The 6,264-nt window shown below is 62.7% G+C and carries 8 protein-coding genes and 1 pseudogene; 7 read left to right on the top strand and 2 right to left on the bottom strand.

Going from position 1 to position 6,264, the window contains the following annotated elements; translation table 11 throughout:
* A pseudogene (locus F787_RS17245) lies at positions 1-529 on the top strand (transposase); the annotation flags it as partial.
* Between the two features lie 90 nt (positions 530-619).
* Here F787_RS17245 and F787_RS0113760 read toward each other — a convergent pair.
* Complete coding sequence (locus F787_RS0113760) at positions 620-1,486, bottom strand: formylglycine-generating enzyme family protein (protein WP_019021687.1); 867 nt, start codon at positions 1,484-1,486, stop codon at positions 620-622.
* Positions 1,487-1,670: 184 nt separating this feature from the next.
* On the opposite strand from F787_RS0113760, the gene F787_RS0113755 reads away from it, so the two are divergent.
* From F787_RS0113755 to F787_RS16635, 6 genes are all read left to right on the top strand, one after another.
* On the top strand, positions 1,671-2,222 hold the full coding sequence (locus tag F787_RS0113755; RefSeq protein WP_028492555.1) for a GspH/FimT family pseudopilin: 552 nt from the start codon (positions 1,671-1,673) through the stop codon (positions 2,220-2,222).
* 123 nt (positions 2,223-2,345) lie between these two features.
* Positions 2,346-2,726, top strand: coding sequence for a type IV pilin protein (locus F787_RS0113750; protein WP_028492554.1), 381 nt, complete (start codon positions 2,346-2,348; stop codon positions 2,724-2,726).
* A gap of 39 nt (positions 2,727-2,765) precedes the next feature.
* The gene (locus F787_RS15805; RefSeq protein WP_051246166.1) at positions 2,766-3,269 is read left to right on the top strand and encodes a GspH/FimT family pseudopilin; all 504 of its coding nucleotides are present in this window, start codon (positions 2,766-2,768) and stop codon (positions 3,267-3,269) included.
* Entirely contained in the window at positions 3,269-3,754 is a 486-nt protein-coding gene (pilV, locus tag F787_RS16185) for a type IV pilus modification protein PilV (protein WP_051246164.1), read from the top strand. The genes F787_RS15805 and pilV overlap by 1 nt, the downstream gene beginning before the upstream one ends.
* The gene (locus F787_RS0113735; protein WP_028492553.1) at positions 3,754-4,455 is read left to right on the top strand and encodes a PilW family protein; all 702 of its coding nucleotides are present in this window, start codon (positions 3,754-3,756) and stop codon (positions 4,453-4,455) included. The genes pilV and F787_RS0113735 overlap by 1 nt, the downstream gene beginning before the upstream one ends.
* Positions 4,456-4,528: 73 nt before the next feature.
* Positions 4,529-5,764 (top strand): PilX N-terminal domain-containing pilus assembly protein, encoded by a 1,236-nt coding sequence (locus tag F787_RS16635; RefSeq protein WP_196801938.1) that lies wholly within the window; start codon positions 4,529-4,531, stop codon positions 5,762-5,764.
* A gap of 53 nt (positions 5,765-5,817) precedes the next feature.
* On the opposite strand, the gene F787_RS0113730 is transcribed toward F787_RS16635, so the two are convergent.
* On the bottom strand, positions 5,818-6,264 hold a 447-nt coding region (locus F787_RS0113730), incomplete at its 5' end, for a hypothetical protein (RefSeq protein WP_028492552.1).

Here is a 6,264-nt window from a genome sequence, read left to right as displayed (position 1 = left end):
TTACCGGCCCGATCTGAGCTATCTGCTGCTGGACGAGGGCGCGATCGTGGATGCGCCCGACTGGTCGGACGAGACGCGCAACGTGGCGGCGGCGCTGTTCCGGCTGGAGCACAACCGCAACGAGCAGGATCTGCTGGAAGTGCTGGGCCGTCTGGTGGAATGGCTGCGGTCCCCGGAGCAGACGGGGCTGCGGCGCTCGTTCGTGGTGTGGATGCGCCGGGTGATGCTCCCGCATCGAGCACCGGGGATGGAACTGCCGCCGTTCAACGACCTTCAGGACTTGCACGAGGTACACGACATGCTGGCCGAACGGATCAAGCACTGGCCCGACCGGTGGATCGAGGAAGGGCGCCAGGAGGGGCGCCAGGAAGGGCGCGAGGAAGGGCGCCAGGAAGGACTTCAGGAAGGACGTCGCGAGACCGCGCGCAATCTGATCCGTTCTGCCGAGATGGATGACCGCACGATTGCCGAAATCGTTGGGTTGTCAGTCGAGGAGGTGACCCGGATACGGGAAAATCCTTCGCAGTGACCCGCCCGGTCCGCATCATCCGGTGCGGGTAGATGCCGGACCGAGCACGATGCCTTTAATCGCCGGAAGCGCAGCGACGAACCGCCGGCGCTACCCCTCCAGCTCCCGCAGCACGCGAAATCCCAGGTTGGTGTCCATCTCGTCCACGTTGCGGCGCCGGCGGGCGGCGCTGCGCGTGAGCACCGCCGGGTCGAACCATGAGCCGCCCTTGGTCACCAGCCACTCGTTGTCCGGCTCCGGCCCGTAAACCCCGTCGCGTGGCAGGCTGGCGTGGCTGTCGTGCCAGGGCGTCGCGGTGAACTCCTGCACGTTCCCGTGCATGTCGTACAGCCCCCACAGGTTCGGCTGGAAGCTGCCCACATCCAGCGGCCGGTTCAGCGGAAAGCACGCCGGGATGTACCACTTGCGCCGCTGGCGCCGCTCCTCGTACGGGAACAGCGAATTGAAATGCACGTCGCGGCAGCCCACCACCTCGCCGAACGCGAACGGCGTGGTCGTCCCCGCGCGGCAGGCGTGCTCCCACTCGGCCTCGGTCGGCAGGCGGTAACGCTGCCCGGTCTCCTCGCTCAGCCACTCCAGATACTTGCGCACTCCCGCCGGCTTGATGTTGAACATCGGCGTGCGCGGCGTCTTCGGCCGCACCAGCCAGTCCCAGCGCTCATGGTCCGTAGCCTCCTCGAAGGCCAGCCACTCCTCAAGCGTGACCGTAAAACGGCCCAGCGCGAACGGCCGCTCCAGCGTCACCAGCCGCCGCGGACCCTCGTGCTCCTGGCGGCCGAACTCCCGCGCATCGGAACCGATTTCGAGCTCTCCTGGCGGGATCACCACCAGCTCCGGCGTGGGCACGCCCGACCGGGCCTCGTCGCGGAAAACCGTGTCCCGGCGCGCCTCCCGCGCGGCCTGCTGCTGCAGCTCCAGCAACTGCGCCTGATCCATCTGCTGAACGTTCTTCGCCATCATCCCTCCGGGTGACTCCACGGCTCTACCCCATAAGGCAGCGCCCGGGGTGCCGGGTTCCCGCGAACCCGCCGGGCCCGCGCCTCGCCACAATGCCCTTGCAGCCACGGCGCCCGCACGCTAGCTTGCCACCCTGGGCGAGCCAAACGCCCGCAACCATGTCCGGACTCAGGGAGGAGCCGACGTGACCCCGACCCCATACCGCCCGCGGACCCGCGGGCTCACGCTCATCGAACTGCTCGTAGCCCTGGCGGTGTTCATCACGCTCAGTACCGTCGGCGTAAGCTCCTTGCAGACCCTGGTGGACCGCAGCCGCGTGACCGCCACCACCAACCAGCTCCTCACCGCGCTGCATTTCACCCGCAGCGAAGCCGTGCGCCTCAACCATACCGTCACGCTCTGCGCCTCCCGCGACGGCCGCACCTGCACCGGTACCGACTGGAGCCATGGCTGGATCGCCTACCGCAACCCCCACCACCTCGATCAGCCCGCATCCGCCGAGGACATCTTGCGCGCAACCAGCCTCCCGGCCGGGCGCGGCATCGAGATTGCCGGCAACACCCCGGTCCGCCATTACGTGAGCTACGGCAACACCGGCATATCACGCCGCCACTCCGGCGCCCTGCAGATGGGCACCCTGCGCCTGTGCGGCCGCCATGCCGGCAGAAACCTCATCATCAACGCCGCCGGCCGGCCGCGCACCGAGCCCGCCCCCTGTCCACACACGCCCGCATGACACGCCATACCCGCCACACACCCACCGCTCGGCCCGGCCAAACAACCGTTCGCATGAACAGCCTTGCCCGGCGGGCGGGAATGGGTTTCACTGGAATTACCCAATTCCCCATGGAAGCCCGACATGCGTCGTCAAACCGGATTCACGCTCATCGAGCTCATGATCGTGGTCGCCGTGATCGCCATCATCGCGGCCATCGCCTATCCCGCGTACCTCGACCAGGTCCGCAAGGCCCATCGGGGCGATGCCCAGACCGCGCTGATGCAGTACGCGCAGGCCCTGGAACGCTGTTACACCCAGTACAACGCCTACGACGCCGATGATTGTCCTGACGCACCGGACATCGATCGCTACACGATCGATGATGATGATATCGATGCTCGTGAATTCACCCTGACGGCTAATCCAGACTCCACGGGCGGCCAGAACCAGGATGCATGTGGCTGGCTGCAGATTGACCACCTCGGCCGCAGGACGGCCGATGGCGACAACTGCTGGGACTAGGCGATGAACTCCAATCCCACACAACGACTCACGAGGCCCGTGGCACGAGGCTTCACCCTCATCGAGCTGCTGGTGACCCTGGCGGTCCTGGTCATCATCATCACCGTCGGCGTGCCCGGTTTCCAGAATCTCACCAATCAGAACCGCGCCGCGGGCACGGCCAACGAACTTTTGACCGCGCTACAGGCAGCCCGCAGTGCCGCCGTCACCCGCAGCCGTGACATCGAGATCTGCGCGAGCGACACCACCGGCGCAGAGGACCCTGATAATATCTCATGCTCCAATTCGAGCGACTGGAGTACAGGCTGGGTCGTCCGGGACCCGGGCGTGGGCGAGACTTTGCGCGTTCGCGGCCCGGTCCGCGGCGGTGTGGCAATCAGAGGTCCGGACGGCCCAGTTACGTTTACCAATGCGGGCGTTGTCGAAGGATCTACCTCGTTGAGCAGGTACGACTTCGACGTCGACGTCAACAGTGGCCGTGCCGAGCGTTGTGTTGACTTCGGCATTGGTGGCCGTGCCGAAGTGCTTGAAGGAGATTGCTGATGAAGGCCCGTAGCATTCGTATATCGGGCGGGCGGCAAACGCGCTCGACGGTGATGGCCCAGGCCGGTTTCACCCTTATCGAAATCCTGGTGGCCCTCATCATCATCTCCGTGGGTCTCCTGGGCCTCGCCGGTGCACAGATGCTTTCCCTGCAAAGCAGCCAGACCAGCTATGAACGCACCATCGCCGTGATCCAGTCACGTGATCTCGTCGAGCGCCTGTGGGCCGGAATCTGCGATGTCTACGACGACGGAGGCGACCTTGAGGGCGGTGATGAGAACACCATCGTCGAGCAATGGGGGAACGACCACGATGGAACCCTTGGCGACCCCGACGAGGACAGCTGGGACCCCACCGTCTCTGCCGACAGCGAGGTGATCACCATCACCATCGAGTGGGACAGCCGCCGTGAAGATGATGATGGCGAGACAGTGCAAGAGCAGTTTACTCACCACGCCCGCGTACCCAATCTGGAATGTGACTGATGACTCGGCTTGCAGAAAACAAACCCCGCCATAACGGGAAAGCACCGGGGCTGAGACGTTCCCGGGGCTTCAACCTCATTGAGCTGATGATCTCGCTGGTTCTCGGGCTTCTCCTGGTCGGCGGCGTGATCACGGTGTTCGTTTCCAACCAGACAACCTATCGCACGACCACGGATCTGGATAACGCCCAGGAAGCGTTCCGCTTCGCCTCGCACACCATCATGCGGGTTGTGCGCCAGGCCGAAGAAATCCAGAACTCCGGCCAGGACGGTGAGCTCTTGGTCCTGTTGTCGGGGAGCGCCGGCGATGGGGTGCGTAACTGTCTGGGCGATGAAGTCCGTGACGCAGACGGAGATCCCGACGCCGTGGAAACTCAGGCCAACCAGTTCCTCTTGGCTGGAGAGGCCTTACGTTGCGACGTCTATGATGACCCCGGCGATATTAGTGACACGCCCGACACGACCGGCGATCTGGTGGATGGGGTGTCGCAACTCGTATTTCGGTACGGCGAGGCCAGCGACGACTACTGGAACGCCACGGATGAGCTTGAGGACTACGGTTCTGTTGACGACTGGACAGATGTGCGTTCTGTCCAGGTCGACATGCAAATGGTCGGAAGCGGTCTGAGTACGGAATTCATGGCGACCGTACGGCAGTCTGCAATCTCAGCCGCGGCAGGTGGAGGCGACGATGACGATTGATCGGTGCACGGGATTGTATCGAGCGGCAGGGTTGGACGTAACGCAGGCGAATACCTGTAAGGAGATTAACAAAATGAAGCACCCCCCTAAACTGAACAGCTCACGCCAGGATGGCGCAGCGCTGATCGTCGGCCTGATCCTTTTGGCCGTAGCGACAATCGTCACGTTGCTCAGCATGTCGTCAGGGCATATGCAGGAAAGAATGACGTCCAATACCAATAACCAGGCCCATGCCTTCAACGCCGCAGAAGCGGGTTCTGCGAAACTTTTTCATGACCTCAACTCCTATCTGGGCGGCGGCGGTCAGCTACGGTCGGACGAAGATTTGAAGGAGGCGCTTAACGCGTATGACTTTCATACGGATGAGCCGCGCGCGAATGATGACCCTGAATTCGGCGAATTCGGGTTTTTTCGCGTTAATTTGACTGAGTCATCTGTCGGCGAGTCTGAATCAAGAATAGTAGTGGATGGTTATAGCTTGCATGGTGGGAGTGTTCTTGCGCGCGCATCAGTCGCCATAGTGCTTGAGTCAGTCGGGGGTATGCCTTTCGGGTCGAGAGGGGCATTTGAGTGTATCGGTGAAGACGGTGAAGACGGTGAAGATTGCGTCTTTAAGGCCCCTTCGGGTGGGGCTTCTTCTGCAGCCGACGGTCGCGATTATGTTGCGCCGCATCCGGACGATCTGAGTCAGCCAAATGCTTGCGATACGCAGGGAGGGGCACCGGATCGAGCAGTAGATGATCAAGGTGAGAACCTTGCTTCTCAGGCTGGGCTGATTCTCCCTGAAGGAGACGTGCAAGAAAGTTCGGGGGGAGGCGGCGAGCTGGATTTTGAGGGTGACCCCTCTAAGGTGAGAAGCGAGGAAGACTATGAGGAGCGTTATGGGGAGTCACTTGAAGATAGGAGGTCATATATAGGCGAGCGGATTGCGGAACATAAAGCTAACGCAATGGGCGTGGGGGAAAGTGGTGAGCGGGAAATTACCGATCAGCATGGAACCTGGGTTGCTGAAGAGGGCGAGACCCTTAAGCTGGATGGTGATGCCGGTGGGATTGTGATCCTCGATGGTGGTGAGTTGGATATGGACTCGGGTAATCAATGTTTCTCTGGGCTTGTCTTAGTGCGCGATGGTGGGCGGATTAGGGCTGGAGGGACCGGTGCGATTCTTGGTTCCGTAGTCGGTGCTAAAATTGACGGCCCAATGACCCATGGTAATGTTAGCTTCTTTTATAGTTCTGAGGCATTGGGTCATGCTGGTGGAGGCGGTGGGGAGCTGCGGATTTCCAGCTGGAGTGAATTTTTGAATTGAGCGGCCTCCGAGGTCGCTGGGTGTGCGTCGGGTAGACTGTGGGAAGAGAATACCTATTTTGGGTCTGATTCGTGCGGCGCGTGCAGGCTCGCCAAGTGTTGTTCATAGAGCTCCCAGATCCGCGGAGCAATCGCCCCGCGTGATCCGGGGTAGGTGAGGCGGTCGGGGTCGAAATCGGTCAGGTATTCGATCTCGGTGCAGCGCAGTTCGCTGGCGATCACGTTGAAGATGAGCAGCTGGGTCCCGCGTTCGGCCAGCGGGACCAGGGCACCGATCACGCCGGTGTCGTTCAGCCCGGGTTCGCCCCGGGCGTCGCCTTCCTCGGCCGGCGGGCGCACCAGAGTGCCCAGCAGTTCCTGGAACGCCTGGTCGCAGGCATAGCACACCTCCGGAGCGCGCAGACCCTGTACCCGTTCGCAGGCCGCGCGGATGTCGTCATCCGGCAGCATGGTGCGTTCGGGCGGCAGGGTCACGCGGTTGGCGCTGCCGTTGGGCAGCAG

The sequence above is a fragment of the Thioalkalivibrio sp. ALE19 genome, from assembly GCF_000428605.1.
GTDB lineage: Bacteria > Pseudomonadota > Gammaproteobacteria > Ectothiorhodospirales > Ectothiorhodospiraceae > Thioalkalivibrio.
Note: the sequence above shows the minus strand (reverse complement) of the source record. Positions and strands in the feature narration are given on the sequence as shown.

Coding starts and splice junctions, on each gene's coding strand:
- F787_RS0113760 (WP_019021687.1), bottom strand. CDS start 1,486: ATGGCGAAGAACGTTCAGCAGATGGATCAGGCGCAGTTGCTGGAGCTG.
- F787_RS0113750 (WP_028492554.1), top strand. CDS start 2,346: ATGCGTCGTCAAACCGGATTCACGCTCATCGAGCTCATGATCGTGGTC.
- pilV (WP_051246164.1), top strand. CDS start 3,269: ATGAAGGCCCGTAGCATTCGTATATCGGGCGGGCGGCAAACGCGCTCG.
- F787_RS0113735 (WP_028492553.1), top strand. CDS start 3,754: ATGACTCGGCTTGCAGAAAACAAACCCCGCCATAACGGGAAAGCACCG.
- F787_RS16635 (WP_196801938.1), top strand. CDS start 4,529: ATGAAGCACCCCCCTAAACTGAACAGCTCACGCCAGGATGGCGCAGCG.